Consider the following 17,640-nt stretch of genomic DNA (forward strand, 5'->3'; position numbering starts at 1 on the left):
TTATAACCTCCTATTTGTCGTGTCAAAAAACTTGTTCATTTAGAAATAATTTCATATAAATATATGAATAAAAAATAAAAAGACCGTCTACTGAAATGATTTTAAAAATCATTTCAGAGACAGCCCCTTTTTACTTTGAGAATAAATTAACTTTACTATACGAAGAACCTATTGTATAATTATGGTAATATATAGTAATTTATTTGAATAAAAGTAAAATTAAGGGAGTGGAAATTGTGAAGAAAAGAGTAATTGCAGTTGTGTTATTAGTTGCTATGGCATTAACAGGATGTGGATCTAAAGGATTTACAGGAGAAAAAGTTGGAGAAGTTAAAGATGAGTTTGGTGGTAAAACTATAGCTACAGTCAAATTTGAAGAAGGTAAACCAGTTTCAGTTGATATTGATACTGAACAAGAAGATGGAACAATGAAATCAGAAGCTTCTAAGTCAGGCGCATATGATATGAAGAATGAACCAGGAAAGAAGTGGCATGAGCAAGTTGATTTATTAGAAGAAACTATTGTTAAAGATGAATTTAATTTAGATAAAATAACTTGCAATGATGAAGGTAAAACAGATGCAATATCAGGAGTTACAATTAAAATTAATGGTTATTTAGATGCAGTTCAAGATGCTCTAGATCAAGCTAAATAATTAATAAGTTAACATATTTGTAAGATGCTATCATGTTATTTGATAGAATTTTTTTATTTAATTAAATTTTTAAGACAAAAAATATTTACAATTTTTAAAAGTGGACAAGAAATTAAAAGTAGTTTAGTATAAATACAATAGATGAAATCCTAAATCTATACTTAATAAAGGTACACGTTGATTTAGAGAAATTATTTTGCGCTTACGAATTATATTAGTAGCGTGCTTCATATTAAAAGTAATCACTTTTATCGTATAAAGTTGGTAATATGGTCCAACAGTTTCTACCAAATCGCCTTAAATGATTTGACTACGATATGTCGATATACATATATGTGTATCTATTTACATATCTATTATCCCTTATACGATAGATGCTTTGATTACAAAGGCATAAGGGGGAACAAAAGATGAATTTCATTTCTAATTATTTTCAATTTAAAGAAAAAGGAACTAATTTTAAAACAGAGTTAATCGGTGGATTAACAACTTTTTTAACAATGGCTTATACGTTATTTGTAATTCCAGAAGTGTTATCTAATACTGGAATGCCTAAAGAGGCAGTATTTGTAGCTACAGCATTAGCAGGAGCCATAGGAACATTGATTATGGGAATATATGCAAAATTTCCAATGGCTTTAGCACCAGGTATGGGATTAAACGCATTTTTTACGTTTAGTGTATGTTTAGGTATGAATATTCCATGGCAAACTGCTATGGCAGGAGTTTTGGCATCAGGAATAATCTTTATAATTTTATCTATAACAGGATTTAGAGAAACAGTAATTAAGGCAATTCCTAATAATCTTAAATATGCAGTAAGTGCAGGAATTGGACTTTTTATAGCTTTTATTGGATTTAAAAATGCTGGAATAGTAGTAGCAGATCCAGCAACATTTGTAGCATTAGGAAATTTAACTGAACCATCAGTATTGTTGGCGATATTTGGGTTAATAGTTATGGCAGTGTTAACGGTGAGAGGAAATAAAATAGCTATATTTATTGGATTGGTTGTAACAGTATGTGTTGGTATGATATTTGGATTAGTAGATGTACCAAAAGCAATAATTTCTATACCACCATCAATAGCGCCTACTTTTGGAGTAGCAGTTAAGAATTTAGGTAATATCTTTAATCCACAAATGATTATGGTTATATTCACATTCTTATTTATGGACTTTTTTGATACTGCTGGAACAATTGTAGCAGTAGGTTCAAAAATAGGTTTAATTAAGAAAGATGGTTATGTAGAAGGTGGTTCAAAAGCATTATTGGCAGATTCCGTGGCTACTTGCGTGGGAGCTGTTTTAGGAACAACTAATACAACATCTTATTCAGAATCTTTGTCAGGAATAGCAGTTGGGGCTAAAACTGGATTTTCAAGTGTAGTTGTTGGAGTAATGTTCTTAATATCTTTATTCTTTTCACCATTGTTATCGGTAATAACCACTCAAGTTACAGCACCTGCTTTAATAATAGTAGGATCATTGATGTTTATGTCTGTAGCAGATGTTGAATGGAACAAGAGTGAAATAGCAATATCATCATTTTTGACTATAATATTAATGCCTTTAACATACAGTATAGGGGAAGGAATTGCATTTGGATTCTTGACATATGTAATACTTATGTTAGCAAAGAAAAAATATAAGGAAGTACATCCGGTAATGTATGGATTAGCTGTATTGTTTATTATTTACTTTATAATTTAAAAAATAATGGCTTTGTTTTAATAAACTGTTGAAATTTGATTAACCTCTATAAATATGGTTATAATATATAATATAACTACTATTTAGGAGGTTTTTTATGCCAAGAGTTAATAATGTTATTCAACAAGTTTCACAATTAAATACATATGAGCAAGAGAAGGTATTTGATTTTTTAAAGACTGTATTGATGTCAAATGGAATAACTAACTCTATAGATGAAGAAATCGCTGAAAATAGATTTAACAAGGGGAAGTGCTGTCCTTTTTGCAATCATTATAAAATATCTAAGTATGGAAAATATCATGGTAAGAATGGCGTTAAACAAAGGTATAAATGCCAAAATCCAGAGTGCAAAAAAACTTTCAATGATTTTTCTAAATCCCCAGTTTCAAGTAGTAAAAAGGGATTAGATAAATGGCTACTATATGCTCAATGTATGATAAATGGTAACACTATTAGGCAATGTGCCGAAATTGTTGAGATTAATATTGCAACAGCTTTCTTTTGGAGACATAAAATTATAGACGCTATTAGAAAATTTATTGGCTACGGCTCTCTTGAGGGTGTTATTGAACTCGATGAGACATACTTTGCCCTTAGCTATAAAGGGAATCATAGCAAAAGTTCTAATTTTACTATGCCAAGGGAATCAAGAAAGCGTGGTAAAGAAATAAATACAAGAGGTATATCAAAGGAATTTGCCTGTGTATTATGTGGTGTAGATAGATTAGGAAATATATATACTGGTTTAATATGTGATGGCAGACCTAACTATACTGATATAAATAGGGCTTTATCAGAGGTTGTTGAAGAAAATTCTATTTTATGTACTGATAAACATAGGAGTTATATCCCATTTGCGGCTCAACATAATTTTGAATTACATCAAATTAGGGGCGGGAGAAAAACTGTGGATATTTATAATATTCAAAGAGTCAATGCTTTTCATAGTAGCTTAAAAAGATGGATAAGAAAGTTTAATGGTGTTTCAACCAAGTTCCTAACAAACTACCTATTTTGGTATAAATGGACCCAATTATTTAAAACAGAAATGGAAAGGAATAAACCTAAAAAGTTCTTTATTCATGCTAATTCAACACATTCTGTATCTTTAATAAAGGATTTTAAGATTAGAAGACCAATATATGTATAAAGGTAAAATTTGTTTTAATTTTACTATTTTTAGTGTACAATAAATATAATGATTGATGAACAATTGTATTATAATGTGAAGTAAATTATAAACAAGTTAGTACAACCATTTACCATTTAACTCATAAGTACAAATTAGCATCTTTAACTTTTATCATAAAAACAATAAAAAGTTGACAGTTATTATATATTTATATATAATAACTGTATTACAAAACGGAGGTGATTAGGTAAAGTGAGAAAATAATCTTATTCAAAATAGATAGTTTAATAGGTTTTGAAGAGTGTTTTATAAATACTCTATTAATTATACCTAAAACTACTTTAAGTTGAGAATAAGATTGTTAAAGTTGCTTACCTTTTCATATACTAAATAAAGGTTTATTAATATTGGCGATTATATTAGAACAATTATTTCTTTCTTGGTTTAAAGTAGTAAAATACTAGAATTCAAGGAAGATTTTTTTATGCGAATCTTCCTTATGACGGGAGATGATTTTATGTCACAAATAAGTATAAATAATTTGAGTTTTCACTATGATTCATATGGTGAAGATATATTTAAAAATGTGTCATTTTGTATAGATACAGATTGGAAATTAGGATTAGTTGGCCGTAATGGACGAGGTAAGACTACATTTTTAAAACTTTTAATGGGTGAATATGAATATACAGGAATAATAAATAGTAGTGTTAAATTTGAATACTTTCCTTTGAAAGTTCAAAATCCTAATAACATAGCATTAGAAGTTGTGAGAAATTCTATTGCTCCGTTTACTGAATATGAAAAAGAGATGGATGAGTATAGTAAATCAGAAGAAACATTAGAATTATATGGGGAAGTATTAGAAAAATATATCTACAATGACGGTTTTATAATAAATGAATTAATAGAGAAGGAAGTAAGTAAAATTGGTTTAGATAAAAGTATACTTGACAGATATTTTAATACATTGAGCTTTGGAGAGCAAACTAAGTTGCTTTTAGTTGGATTATTTTTAAGAAAAAATCATTTTTTACTTATTGATGAACCTACCAATCATCTAGATATAGATGGAAGAAATATTGTTGCTGAATATTTATCAAGTAAAAAAGGATTTATTGTGGTATCTCATGATAGGGATTTTCTAGATACTGTAGTAAATCATATACTTTCTATCAATAAAGCTAATATAGAAATTCAAAAGGGCAACTTTTCTACGTATCAATTTAATAAAAATAGAGAAGATGAATTTGAGATAGCTCAAAATGAAAAACTACAAAGAGATATTCAAAGGCTTCAAAAGACTGCAAAGCAAAAATCAACTTGGTCTTATAAAGTAGAGGCTACAAAGAAGGGACATGGCCCTTGTGATAGAGGTTTTATAGGACACAAGGCTGCCAAAATAATGAAACGTTCTAAATGTATAGAAGCAAGACAAAATAAAGCTATTGAAGATAAATCGAAGTTATTAAAGAATATAGATTTGGTAGAACAGCTAGACTTATCTAAATCTACCTCATCGATTAGCAAAGACTCTAATTTAGAGATATTACAAGTGAATAATTTGAAAATTTGCTATGATAATCATAATATATTTGATGAAATTAGCTTTGGTATAAAACAACATGAGAGAGTTTGGTTACGTGGTAAAAATGGTTCTGGTAAATCTAGTATTATTAAATTAATAATGGGAGAAAATATTCCACATAGTGGCTATATTAAAAAAATAGGAAATATATCTTATATATCTCAAGATACAGCATTTTTAAAAGGTTACCTTGGGGAGTTTGCTAAAGTTGAAAATATAGATATAGAAGATTTAAAAAGGACTTTGATTAAACTTGGTTTTAAAAATACTCAGTTTGAAAAAGAAATTAATGATTGGAGCCAAGGCCAAAAGAAAAAACTGCTTATAGCTAAAAGTTTGTGTGAAAAAGCAGAAATTTATATTTGGGATGAACCACTTAATTTTATAGATGTTATATCCCGTATGCAAATAGAAGATTTAATTCTCAAGGAAAAACCAACTATGCTATTTGTTGAGCATGATACTTCATTTGGTGAAAAAATTGCTACAAAAATAGTTGATTTATAAGTTATTGCAAATATAATTAGTATTAATATCTATATTTTTATATTGTTTTCTCACCATACTTATTTGCATATTACTTTAGATTTTTGTTTTCAAATAAGTATATATGATAATGTCATATATTGATATCCGATTACTTCACAAATTTAATATATTGCGATTCAAATAGGATGTCCAAATGGACATCCTATTATGTTATGCTAATTTCAACACTATTTTAAAACAAAGCCAAAATAATTTATCATTTGTCATTTTTAATTTGTAACTGATTTACTCTTTACAATAAAAATGCATAATTGTATAATTAATCTGGTATATGTGAATAATATACCAAAGAGATAATTTTATATAAAGCGATGAAAAAGAAGAGTAAGCACTTAATTAAATCAAAGAGAGTTAGGGCTGGTGAGAACCTGATATTTAATAATGCTGAAGGAAGCTTTGGAGCTATATTTTCAATTAAGTGGGTTAGTAATAACCAATTTAGGTGGTAACGCGGAAGATATGTCTTTCGTCCTAAAGAATTTTTTAGGACGAAAGACTTTTTTATTTTAGGCTCTGTTAGACAATAATGTTGATATGTGCATATAAGTCTTAAATAGTGTTATAATATAGATAATAACACTATCGGAGGTAAGATTTATGGCAACTCTTTCAAATATAAAGTCAGATATAACATCACTTAGTGAATACCAGTTAAGAGAATTATTTAACTATATAGGTGAGATGCTTACTCTTGGCTCATCTAATGTAAGTCTTAATAAAGAGTTTAGAGAATCAAGATTTAGCAAGGGGCAATGTTGCCCCCATTGCGAATCTACTTCTGTAGTAAAGAATGGTAAATTGAATGGTAAGCAACGTTATGTATGTCGTTCTTGTAGTAAATCCTTTAATGATTTAACTAAATCTGCGTTATCCTGTACTAAGTTACCTCTACAAACGTGGATTGAATATGTTAAAGGAATGGTTATAGGACTTTCTATAAGAAAGAACGCTGAAAATGTAGGTGTAGGTGTTAAAACATCATTTTATATGAGACATAAAATTCTTGATTGTATAAGAGCATTTATGGGTATTGGTGATGTAGACGGTATAGTAGAAATGGACGAAACATTTGTTGCCGAGTCTTTCAAGGGGAATCATAAAAAGAGTGGTTTTAAAATGCCGAGACCTGCTCGAAAAAGAGGCAAACAAGTTAAGAAACGTGGTATAAGTAATGAACAGGTTTGTATAGCAACAGCAATTGATAGAAATGGAAATATAATATTAGAACCCTTATGTAAAGGAAGGGTTACTTACAATGCTCTTGAAAGGCTTTATGAAGGAAGGATAGACTCTAACTCAATAATCTGTACAGATAGCCATAAATCGTATATACAATTTGCCAAAGACCTTGAATTAGACCATAAAAAAATAGCAAGAGGTCATTATAAAAATGATATATACCATATAAATCATGTTAATTCGTTGCATAGTAACCTGAAAATTTGGATGTATAGATTTAAAGGAGTGTCTACTAAATTTCTATCTAATTATATGAGTTGGTATAAGTGGCTACAAAGTTTTAGCACTGATAAAGAAGTTATAAAAACAAAGAATATGCTTATCCATAGTGTAATTCCATTTGTTGACACTAAGATAGAAGGATACAAGGAAAGAAAATATAATTTCTTTTAGGTATTGCTTGATAAGTGTATGTTTGTTAGTATTATATGTAAAAATTATACTGAAAGATTACGAGGTGGGGGATTATGAATGAACTTATAAAAATTCTAAGAGATTATGATAATGATGATATTATAAAGGATTTTTTATTAGATAAAGAATTAGAATTTTATAATAACGACATGAAAGATATAATTATTTCTTTGGGTTTTTATATTCCTAATTATAACATATTAACATCATTACTTGAAATTCATGACAGTGTAGACCCAACTGAAACTGAAATGTTTGCGAATGGACCAATAACCAATGTTATAAATATATATCATACTAACATAAGTTATTTGTATTTAGTTAGAAGAGAGCAATTTGGATTAAGAGACGAAGATGCTATAATAACAGAATTAGTGTTTAGTAATAATACTAAAGAATTGATGAATAAATTGAAGATAGACCTTTGCAATAGAAATATTGTTAGGGAATCTAAACAGAGTTTATAGTTAGATAGGGTTGTAATTTGTACAACCCTATTTTGAGTACAATATCAACAATTTAATCTAACAGAGCCTAATGAAAAAATCTATTATATAAGAAAATGCAAAGAAACTGAAGGCTTTAAAGTTGGAACTGATAATTCTTTTTATGCTGAGCAAGAAGTAAAAGGAATGCTTTTTAAGAAAAGTATATTAAATGTTATAAATTATGATAAAGTAATTAAACTGGCTTAATAATTTTTATTATTAAGCCAGTTTTTTATTTATAGAAATGATAATGGTGTGCAATTAAAACGTTTTACAAAAAATAAACCATAAAAATATGTTAATAAAATCATAAAAAATGCAAAAATCGTAATACAAATTACGACAAAAACTATTATTGCATTGTGGAAAAATATTAACATATTGTTAAATTTAGCGAAATAACAAGAAAATTACGTGAAAATATGACAAGGAAAAGTGGTTTTTTTTAAATGAAATTGAATGTGTATAGGATTAACTCTTTTAAATAATGGTAATAAGTAGTAAAAACGAGGTTTGGTGGAATTCTTTTCAAAAAACATATTTGTTGTTATAATTTTTTTTGTCGATAAATAGAAAATATTGAATAAATTTTAAGAAAAAAGGGTCATTTTATGGGGGATTTAAAGATAGGAAAAATAATTAACATTTTAAAAATTAATTTTAGGTTAATTTTGATTTCTACTTTATCAGTGACTTTAGTATCAGCTATCGTTACTTTTTTCTTTGTTTCGCCTAAATATGAGGCAAGCAGTAAGGTTTATATTGGTAAAGAGAAATTTAAAAATGTATCAACTACTTATAGTAATGATGAAGTTACGATGTATCAAAAACTTATTAAGACTTACGGGGAGATAGTTAAGACTAAGAATCTTATAAATAAGGCTATTAAAAAAGCTGGTGAAGATATAACAGTAGCTGAAGCCTTAAGCAAGATACAAGCAGTAGCAATCGCTGATACACAGATTTTACAGATTAAATATACAAGTTCTTCAAGAGAAGAATCTTATAATATGATTTATGGATTAACAGAGGAATTTATGAAGCTTTCTAAATCACTTTATCCTAATGGTAATGTACATATTATAGAACAGCCTAAGGTTCCAGAAGATGCAGTAAGCCCGAACAAAGCAATGAATATTGCTATAGGAGCAATGTTAGGGATGATGCTAGGAATCGGGATAGTATTTTTAAAGGAATATATGAATAATAGCTTTAGTGATAAGGAAGAGATAGAAGAATTTTTACAAGTTTCATGTTTAGGTAGTATTCCTAATTTTGAGTAAGGTCATTATATTTAAATTATATTGATATATCATATTACTTCAGCACTAATTCATGATGTGCATTGCGTAATTATGATATATCAATATTAAATAGGTAAGATAACATAAATGAGAAATATTGCCTACGGTAATTATGAAAATTTCAACTATGTAAAAAGAGGAAAGATTGCCTTAATGAGAGGGATTTATAAGGAATAGGAGTGGAGAAAATGGAAGAACAAGTGATAAGCATTGAAGAGATTTTTGCAGCTTTAAAGAAGCGTTGGAAGATGATAGCTTTAATAACTATTTTAGCTACAGTAGTATCAGGGATTTTAAGCTTCTTTGTAATAGAACCTGTATATGAAGCAAGTACTAAGGTTTTTATAGGTAAGGAAGAAAGCTCTGAAGAGGGATATAACAGCAGTGATATCCAAATGTATCAAAAGCTTTTAAAGACTTATTCAGAAGCTATTAAAACTAGAGATTTAATAGATGCAGCTATTAAAGATTCAGGATATGATTTAACAACTGGACAAGTTTCATCAGGGTTAACAGTAACGCCAATAACTGATACTCAAATACTTCAAATAAAGTATCAAAGCTTAGATCCAAAGGAATGTGAGGTTGTTCTTAAGAGTATATCTAAGGCTTTTGTTAAAACAGCAACTGACTTGGTTCCAAATGGTAATGTAAGAATAATTGAAGGTGTAGAGTTACCTAAAAATCCAATAAGCCCTAATAAGAAGATGAATATTGCAATAGCTTTCCTTTTAGGATTAATGGTAAGTGTAGGATTAGTATTCCTTCTTGAATATATGGATAACAGTTATAAAACTAAAGAGCAATTAGAAAATGAATTAGAAATACCTGTATTAGGAGTTATTCCTAATTTAGATGAAGTATAGGGGGTTAGAGAGATGTTTGTAGTTGAGAAAAAACCAAAGTCTGTAGCGGCTGAAAGTTATAGAACCTTAAGAACTAATATACAATATTCCTCTTTTGATAAAGAATATAGAACTATAGTTATTACAAGTTCTGAACCAGGGGAAGGTAAAACAGTTACTTCAGGAAATTTATCACTTGCACTTGCTCAAGGAGAAAGTAAGGTTCTTTTAGTAGATTGTGATATGAGAAAACCTACTATTCATAAGAATTTTAAAATATCTAATCAAGATGGATTAACAGATCTTTTATTACATAAAAAGACTATGGAGCAAGTTATGGTTAAGTATAATGAAAACTTAACTATAATTCCAGCAGGAAGAGTTTCTCCTAATCCTTCAGAAATGTTAGGATCAAGAGCAATGAGTGCTTTCTTAGAAGAGATGAAAAATCACTTTGATTATATAGTTATGGATACTCCACCACTTGGAGCTGTAACAGATGCTCAAGTTCTTTCTACGAAGGTTGATGCTACTATTTTAGTAGTTAAGGCTGGGGATACTAAGAGGGATGTTGTTATGAACTCAGTTAATCTTATTAAAAAGGTTAATGGTAATTTAATAGGTACTGTTCTTAATGGGGTAGAGAAAAGTAACAATAAGTATTACTACTATTATGGAAGTGAAGAAGTAGCTGCTACTGCTGAAAAGAAGAAGCGAAAGTAACTAAGTTAGAGTTATATATTGATATAGTTAACAGTGAGTATTAAAAATAATAAATATTAGATAAACATAAATTACGAAATGTGCAGGTGAGAGGGATAAAGTCACTGCATGAGAAAAAGATTACTTAGCAGAACTAAAGATGAATGTGGGTTTAAAAAATTGACTGCTTAAGGGAAGGCAGTTAATAGAGTATGGGATTTATAGTGAATTGTAAGTTTTGTTGGGGGACAGACTTATTATGAAGCAAAGTATAATCCCGGTGTTATTTGATACCGGGGTTTTTTATTATCATTTTTGGTAGTTTTAATTAATAATTTTATAAAAAAATATACTTAAAATTAACAAAATATTAAAAAATAAATTAAGGAGGGATAACAATGCAAAAAGAAAGTATGTTAAAGGACGTATTAAAAAACAGGAAAATTAAAATTTCGATTCTTATGTTATCTGATATTGGATTAATACTATCTGCATATATGTTAGGATTTATATTTAGATTTTACTCAAAATACTTTGATATGTCAGACATAGTTAGAATATATAAGAATCACATTCCAGATATTATGATAGCAGTAGTTATCTATATAGTTATGTTGTTTTTATTTAAGCAATATAAGAATATCTGGAGTTTAGCAGGAATAAATGAGTTTGCTAATGGCGGAATAGCAATATTATTATCGGTGATAATAAATCTTTTAATTACTTCTAAAGCAGAAAATAGATTATCTTTATTTGTAACTATTTTAAGCGGACTTATAATTTTACTTTTTTATATTGGGATAAGAGTATCTTGGAAGTTATTGGTTAGAATGCTTGATTATAAAGATTTAAAGAAATCAGGTGTGGTAAAAGATGTTCTTATAGTAGGTGCAGGTTCGGCGGGAGCTTTAGTTCTTAATGAATTTAAGAAAAATCCTCAATTTGGTAAGAATGTAGTTGCTTTAATAGATGATGATAAGCAGAAGCTTAAAAGCCTTGTAGGAGGAGTTAAGGTTCTAGGTAATAGAGATGATATAGAAAGAATTGCTGAAGAGTATAAGATAGATGAAATAATAATTGCTATTTCAGAATTAGAAAAGAGTGATTTAAAAAATATCTTAGAAAAGTGTAAAAATGCTAAAGCACATATAAAGATAATGCCGGGTGTATCTGAAATGATAGATGGTAAGTTCTCTATAAATAAAATAAGGGATGTAGATGTTGAGGATTTATTAGGTAGGGATTCAATTACATTAGATCATGATGGAATAAGTGATTATCTTGAGGACAAGGTTGTACTTGTTACTGGAGGGGGAGGCTCAATAGGATCAGAGCTTTGTAGACAGATAGCTAAGTTTAAACCTAAACAACTTATTATTTTTGATATATATGAAAATAATGCTTATGATATTCAAAATGAACTTAGAAGAAATTATCCTGAATTAAATCTTGAAACACTTATAGGATCAGTTAGGGATAAGAAGAGGCTTAAAGAGGTTTTTAGTAAATACAGACCACAAGTAGTATTTCATGCAGCGGCTCATAAGCATGTACCTTTAATGGAGGATAGCCCTGCAGAAGCTATTAAAAATAATGTTAAGGGAACATTGAATGTTGCGCAATGCGCTGATGGATTTAAAGTTGAAAGATTTGTATTAATTTCAACTGATAAAGCAGTTAATCCTACTAATATAATGGGTGCAACTAAGAGAATGTGTGAAATGATAATTCAATCTATAAATAAAGAGAGTAAGACAGAGTTTGTTGCTGTTCGTTTTGGTAATGTGCTTGGATCTAATGGATCAGTAGTTCCATTGTTCAAAAATCAGATTGCTAAAGGTGGACCAGTTACATTAACTCATAAAGATATAACAAGGTATTTTATGACAATTCCTGAAGCTGCTCAACTTGTATTGCAAGCGGGCGCTTATGCTGAAGGTGGAGAAATATTTGTGCTTGATATGGGCAAGCCAGTTAGAATTTACGATTTAGCAGAAAACCTTATTAAGCTTTCAGGGTATGAACCTCATAAGGATATAAAAATTGAGGTTACAGGGCTTAGACCAGGAGAAAAACTTTATGAAGAGTTGCTTATGAATGAGGAAGGGCTTACAGAAACTAAACATAAGAAAATATTTATAGGCAAATCTAGTGATTTTGAAATAGATAAAGTTAAAAGTAATGTTGATGAATTACTTAAAGTAGCTGCTTTAGGTAATAAAGATATATTAAAAGAAAAGATGAAAGAAATAGTAACTACTTACAAAGAACCAGATGAGGTTAATTCAAAAGTAAATAAGATAGGTTAGGGGGATAATGATGAAGAGGGTTTTTGATTTCTTAGTAAGTTTAATTTCAATTATTATTTTAAGTCCAGTTATGTTACTAATAGCTGTAATTATCAAATGTACTTCAGAGGGGCCAATATTTTTTAAGCAAAGAAGAATTGGCATTAATAATACTGAATTTCAGATTTATAAGTTTAGAACAATGAGAATAGATACACCGAATGTAGCTACTCATTTATTAGAAAATCCAGATCAATGGATAACTCCAATAGGTAAGTTTATGAGAAAAACAAGCTTAGATGAATTACCACAATTATTTAATATTCTTAAGGGGGATATGAGTATAGTAGGACCAAGACCTGCTCTTTATAATCAATATGATTTAAAAGAAATGAGAACTAAGCTAGGAGTTCATGAAATTCTTCCAGGACTTACAGGATGGGCACAAGTTAATGGAAGAGACACTATAGAACTATGGGAGAAGGTTAAATATGATAAGTACTATTTAGATAATAAGAGATTTCTTTTTGATATTAAAATTATATTTTTAACAGTTCTAGGAGTGTTAAAGAGTGATGGAGTTCAAGAAGGTAAGTTAGATAATAATAAAGAGATTTCAGCATAGGTGATATTATGAAGGATATTGTTATTATTGGTGCAGGTGGAATAGGAAGAGAAGTAGCTTGGATTATTGAAGAGATAAATGAGGTTAATAAAGAATGGAATATACTTGGATTTGTAGATGATAATGAAGAAGTATGGGGACAAACTCTTAATGATTATAAGGTTTTAGGTGGAATAGATTATTTTAATAGTTTAAAAAATAAAACCTATGTTGTGATTGCAATGGCAAATCCTAAAGTAAAAAAACTTATTAGTGAGAAATTAAATGATGAGTTTGAATTTGCTACTATAATTCATCCTACAGTTAAAATTGGTAAATTTATAGAAATAGGAAAAGGAACTATAATTTACCCGGGAGTAACACTTACGGTAAACACTAAAATAGGAAATCATGTTCTTATAAGCAGTAACTGTGGAATAGGCCATAATATAAAAATAGGAAACTATTCATCCGTATTATGGGGATGTAATATGTCTGGGTATGATGTAGTTGGAGAAGGTGTATTTATTGGGGTAGGAGCTTCAGTAGTGAATTGTATAAACATAGATGATGGTATTGTTATTAATGCTGGAGAAGTAGTTGTTGAGGATATGTTGTATAAAAAATAATAATTAAATAAGATAAAAAATAATTAGATATCTAAAGCAGATATAAAATGAAGCTAATTGTAGAAATAAATATTAAATAAAGTAGATATTGTATATCATATTTACAAGGAAAACCAGTAACAAATATATAGTTAAAAAGTAATTAAGAAAGTGAGATATAATGCGATGAAATGCTCAGTTTTAATGTCTGTATATAAGAATGATGATCCTGAATTTTTAAAGGTAGCATTAGAGAGTATATACGAAAAACAAACCAGAAAACCAGAAGAAATAATAGTAGTTTTTGATGGAGAACTAAATAATAGATTATATGAAGTTTTGAATGATTTTAGAAAAGGCAAAGAGAGTATAGTATTTTATTATCCACAAGATATTAATCGTGGATTAGGTGAAGCTTTAAAAATTGGAGTAGAAAAATGTACAGGAGATTATATTTTTAGAATGGATTCTGATGATATAAGTGATCCAAGGAGATTTGAAAAACAGTATTTATTTATGCAAAATAATCCTGACATTGATGTTGTAGGAAGTGATATTGCAGAGTTCAATATTTCTACTGATGAAACTATGAGGTTACGAATTTGCCCAAGAATGCACGAAGATATAGTAAAAATGGGTAAACGAAGAAATCCTATGAATCATGTCTCTGTTTGTATGAGAACATCAGCATTAAAAAGATGTGGGGGATATGAAACATTATTATTACTTGAAGATTATTATTTATGGTTAAAAATGATAGCCACAGGATGTAGGTTAGAAAATATTAATGAGCCATTGGTATATGTAAGAGTAGGGAATGGGTTTAATTCTAAAAGAGGATCAAAAACTAGAATTAAAGGTTGGAAGGTGTTACAGAAGTATATGTTATCTACCAGAATGATTAATAGATTTGAGGCTATGACTAATATGATATATATTATAGTCTTTGTTAATATTCCTGCGCCTCTAAAGAAACTATTATACGATGTAGTTCTAAGAAAGTAATATAGTAGATATAAGTAAGAGAAAATATGAAAATATATTTAGAATATTATATTTAAGATAAAATGAAGTATCAGTTAACTATTAATAATATTAATGTATTAGATATAATAAAAGAACAAATATAAAAGTATAATTAATAGTGAAAATATAATTAACTTGATATTTTTAATTGTATGTAAAAATAACAATAAAAGTAAGGAGAAGTGTGTTTGGTAGGGTAACACATAGAGATTAGAAGTATGACAAAATTCATTGTATTACATGTTGGTTATAATAGCGGAAATAAGGCCTCTGGAGCAGAAGTAGCAATAACAAAATCTTTAACTTTTCAACAAAAATACTGTATATGTGCATTATTAAATTTATCATCAAAAAAAATAAATGAGTTCACAAGTTATTCTTATGAAGAGTTTAAAATGATTGAGCTATTACCTATTCCTTTCAACAAACCTAATATTGTAGTTTTTCATGAGCTGTATAGAAGTGAATTTTTAAAGATATACAGAGAATGTAAAAAAAAGCATATTCCTTATATTATAATACCGCATGGAGGATTAAGCTATACAGCTCAAAAAACTAAAGCAATTAAGAAAAAAGTTGCTAATTTGTTTTTATTTGATTCTTTTTTCAAAAGTGCAGATGCTATACAATTTCTTTCTTTAGCAGAAAAGATAAATAGTAGAATATTTAGTAAACAAGAAACATTGATTTTAGGAAATGGAATTGATAAACCTAAAGTATTAAACCTGCAGAAGGATGAAAAAAAATTAATAATTTTATATATAGGAAGATATGATATACATTTTAAAGGTCTTGACGTATTATTAGATGCATGCAGAAGATGTAAAGATTATATGCGTGATAAAAATATTATTATTAAGATGTATGGCACAGGTTCAAATAAAGATGAAGAATATTTACGAAATTATGTTGAAACAAATATGATTAATGATATTGTAAATATTAATGGACCTATATATGATGAGGAGAAAATAAGAGAATATCAAAAAGCTAATTATTTTATTCAGACATCACGTTCAGAAGGACAACCTATGGGGATATTAGAGGCTTTATCATATGGTACTCCAATAATTGTAACACCTGGTACTACATTAGCAGAGGATACAAAAAAATTAAGTATGGGAATCACTTGCTCACTAGATGAATATAGCATATCTGATGCAATTAAAAGAGCGTATAGTAATAAAGAGAATATAGGTCAAATGAGTAATAGAGCGAAAAAATATATAAGTGAAAATTTTGATGGTGATAATATTGCGGTAAAAACTATTGAAAGATATAAGATTTTATACGAGAAAGGGAGAGTATAAAAATGTACCTAATGCCAAGATTATTTGGAATTACAATGTATTGTTTAATAATGTTAATATTTATTATAGCATTAATGGTTTCAAAAAAGTCTAAATTTATTTTATTTATATATGCAATAGTACTTGCGGTAATGGCTTATTTTTATGTTCCTTCATATACAGCTGATTTATATAGAATTTATAACATGATGGAGTATTATGTAAGTATGCCATTTAATGAAGTACTTAGTGTTGCAGTTACTTCAGAAACACCAGCAGCAATCTTATATTATTATTATATTGGAAAAACAGGATTTCCTAATTTATTGCCCTCAATAACAGCATTAATATATTATGGAAATGTTTTTTCTATAATAACAAGAGTTAAACGAAAATATAAGCTTAATAGAAATAGCGTATCTATAATTGTATTATTTGTTATGGCTTTTGGACAATATGTTCAAGTTATTTCTGGTATAAGAAATATGATAGCATTTTCGATTATAGCTAAGTGTATTTATGAGGAATTTATAGAGAACAAAAAAATAATATCAAATTTATGGAAATATGTTATCGCTATATTATTTCATCAATCCGCAACTATAGTTTTTATTATTAGAATTATATATGAAATTTCTACATTTAATAGGACAAGTTCAAAAGATAAAGCTTTTAAAGTTAGTGGAATATTCATAATTATAGTATTGGGTATAAAATATGGACAAGGTTTATTTAGGACAGTTTTATCTTCAGCTACACATTATCTAACAAGAAATGTGTACTTTTATTTTTGGGAGTTTTTATTAACAGCTTTACATATTTTATTGATAATAGTTTTAATGCAAAGATATAAAAAACTACTTAAGTCAGAAAAAAATGTTTTATGCTTATATAGGTATGTTAAAATCATGATAATTATAAATTTAATATTTATATTTGAATATAATACTTTTCAAAGGTTTTCTGTTTTAATATCTATGCTGATGATACCATTGTTAGGTAAGATACTAAAAAATATTGAGGAAAATTATAAAATACCATTCAACAAGAACACGAGAGTAATAATATTACTGTTTTCTATAATTATTCTGCTATTAGCGTGTGTTAGAGGGAATTTATCTGCATTAAAATTTTTTGTGTGATATAAATTATATTAATAAACAATAAAGAAAGGAAAATATAATTGGCAAATA

General features: G+C 28.2%; 15 protein-coding genes, 1 riboswitch and 1 other annotated feature. All 15 genes read left to right on the forward strand.

Annotated features, from left to right (window positions below; all coding sequences use genetic code 11):
* The first annotated feature begins 236 nt into the window (after positions 1-236).
* The 15 genes from ARA56_RS15075 to ARA56_RS15145 all read left to right on the forward strand — a co-directional run bounded on the left by ARA56_RS15075 (position 237) and on the right by ARA56_RS15145 (position 17,589).
* Positions 237-656 carry an FMN-binding protein gene (locus ARA56_RS15075; protein ID WP_231073039.1) on the forward strand — a complete coding sequence of 140 codons (420 nt, stop codon included), beginning with the start codon at positions 237-239 and terminating at the stop codon, positions 654-656.
* Between the two features lie 231 nt (positions 657-887).
* Positions 888-989, forward strand: a riboswitch (purine riboswitch).
* 77 nt (positions 990-1,066) lie between these two features.
* A complete protein-coding gene (locus tag ARA56_RS15080; RefSeq protein WP_055268172.1) occupies positions 1,067-2,368 on the forward strand; it encodes an NCS2 family permease in 1,302 nt (433 codons plus the stop codon).
* Positions 2,369-2,465: 97 nt separating this feature from the next.
* Positions 2,466-3,521, forward strand: a complete 1,056-nt coding sequence (locus tag ARA56_RS15085; RefSeq protein ID WP_055268174.1) for an IS1595 family transposase — start codon at positions 2,466-2,468, stop codon at positions 3,519-3,521.
* 499 nt (positions 3,522-4,020) lie between these two features.
* Positions 4,021-5,598, forward strand: coding sequence for a ribosomal protection-like ABC-F family protein (abc-f, locus tag ARA56_RS15090; RefSeq protein ID WP_055268176.1), 1,578 nt, complete (start codon positions 4,021-4,023; stop codon positions 5,596-5,598).
* A gap of 344 nt (positions 5,599-5,942) precedes the next feature.
* Positions 5,943-6,117 (forward strand) — a binding site (T-box leader).
* Between the two features lie 120 nt (positions 6,118-6,237).
* A complete protein-coding gene (locus tag ARA56_RS15095; protein ID WP_055268178.1) occupies positions 6,238-7,272 on the forward strand; it encodes an IS1595 family transposase in 1,035 nt (344 codons plus the stop codon).
* Between the two features lie 74 nt (positions 7,273-7,346).
* Positions 7,347-7,760 carry a hypothetical protein gene (locus tag ARA56_RS15100; RefSeq protein ID WP_005210118.1) on the forward strand — a complete coding sequence of 138 codons (414 nt, stop codon included), beginning with the start codon at positions 7,347-7,349 and terminating at the stop codon, positions 7,758-7,760.
* Positions 7,761-8,392: 632 nt separating this feature from the next.
* On the forward strand, positions 8,393-9,064 hold the full coding sequence (locus ARA56_RS15105) for a YveK family protein (protein ID WP_055268180.1): 672 nt from the start codon (positions 8,393-8,395) through the stop codon (positions 9,062-9,064).
* A 209-nt stretch (positions 9,065-9,273) separates the two neighbouring features.
* Positions 9,274-9,951 carry a YveK family protein gene (locus ARA56_RS15110; protein WP_055268182.1) on the forward strand — a complete coding sequence of 226 codons (678 nt, stop codon included), beginning with the start codon at positions 9,274-9,276 and terminating at the stop codon, positions 9,949-9,951.
* A gap of 12 nt (positions 9,952-9,963) precedes the next feature.
* Positions 9,964-10,653, forward strand: a complete 690-nt coding sequence (locus ARA56_RS15115) for a CpsD/CapB family tyrosine-protein kinase (protein ID WP_055268184.1) — start codon at positions 9,964-9,966, stop codon at positions 10,651-10,653.
* A 377-nt stretch (positions 10,654-11,030) separates the two neighbouring features.
* Complete coding sequence (locus ARA56_RS15120) at positions 11,031-12,941, forward strand: polysaccharide biosynthesis protein (protein WP_242855971.1); 1,911 nt, start codon at positions 11,031-11,033, stop codon at positions 12,939-12,941.
* A 10-nt stretch (positions 12,942-12,951) separates the two neighbouring features.
* The gene (locus tag ARA56_RS15125) at positions 12,952-13,545 is read left to right on the forward strand and encodes a sugar transferase (RefSeq protein ID WP_055268186.1); all 594 of its coding nucleotides are present in this window, start codon (positions 12,952-12,954) and stop codon (positions 13,543-13,545) included.
* Positions 13,546-13,553: 8 nt separating this feature from the next.
* Positions 13,554-14,153 carry a NeuD/PglB/VioB family sugar acetyltransferase gene (locus tag ARA56_RS15130; RefSeq protein ID WP_055268188.1) on the forward strand — a complete coding sequence of 200 codons (600 nt, stop codon included), beginning with the start codon at positions 13,554-13,556 and terminating at the stop codon, positions 14,151-14,153.
* 165 nt (positions 14,154-14,318) lie between these two features.
* The gene (locus tag ARA56_RS15135) at positions 14,319-15,137 is read left to right on the forward strand and encodes a glycosyltransferase (RefSeq protein ID WP_055268190.1); all 819 of its coding nucleotides are present in this window, start codon (positions 14,319-14,321) and stop codon (positions 15,135-15,137) included.
* Between the two features lie 239 nt (positions 15,138-15,376).
* Positions 15,377-16,468, forward strand: coding sequence for a glycosyltransferase (locus ARA56_RS15140; protein WP_055268192.1), 1,092 nt, complete (start codon positions 15,377-15,379; stop codon positions 16,466-16,468).
* A 2-nt stretch (positions 16,469-16,470) separates the two neighbouring features.
* Positions 16,471-17,589, forward strand: a complete 1,119-nt coding sequence (locus ARA56_RS15145; RefSeq protein WP_055268194.1) for an EpsG family protein — start codon at positions 16,471-16,473, stop codon at positions 17,587-17,589.
* Positions 17,590-17,640: the final 51 nt, after the last annotated feature.

The organism is Clostridium disporicum (assembly GCF_001405015.1).
In the GTDB taxonomy this organism is placed as follows: Bacteria; Bacillota; Clostridia; order Clostridiales; family Clostridiaceae; genus Clostridium; species Clostridium disporicum_B.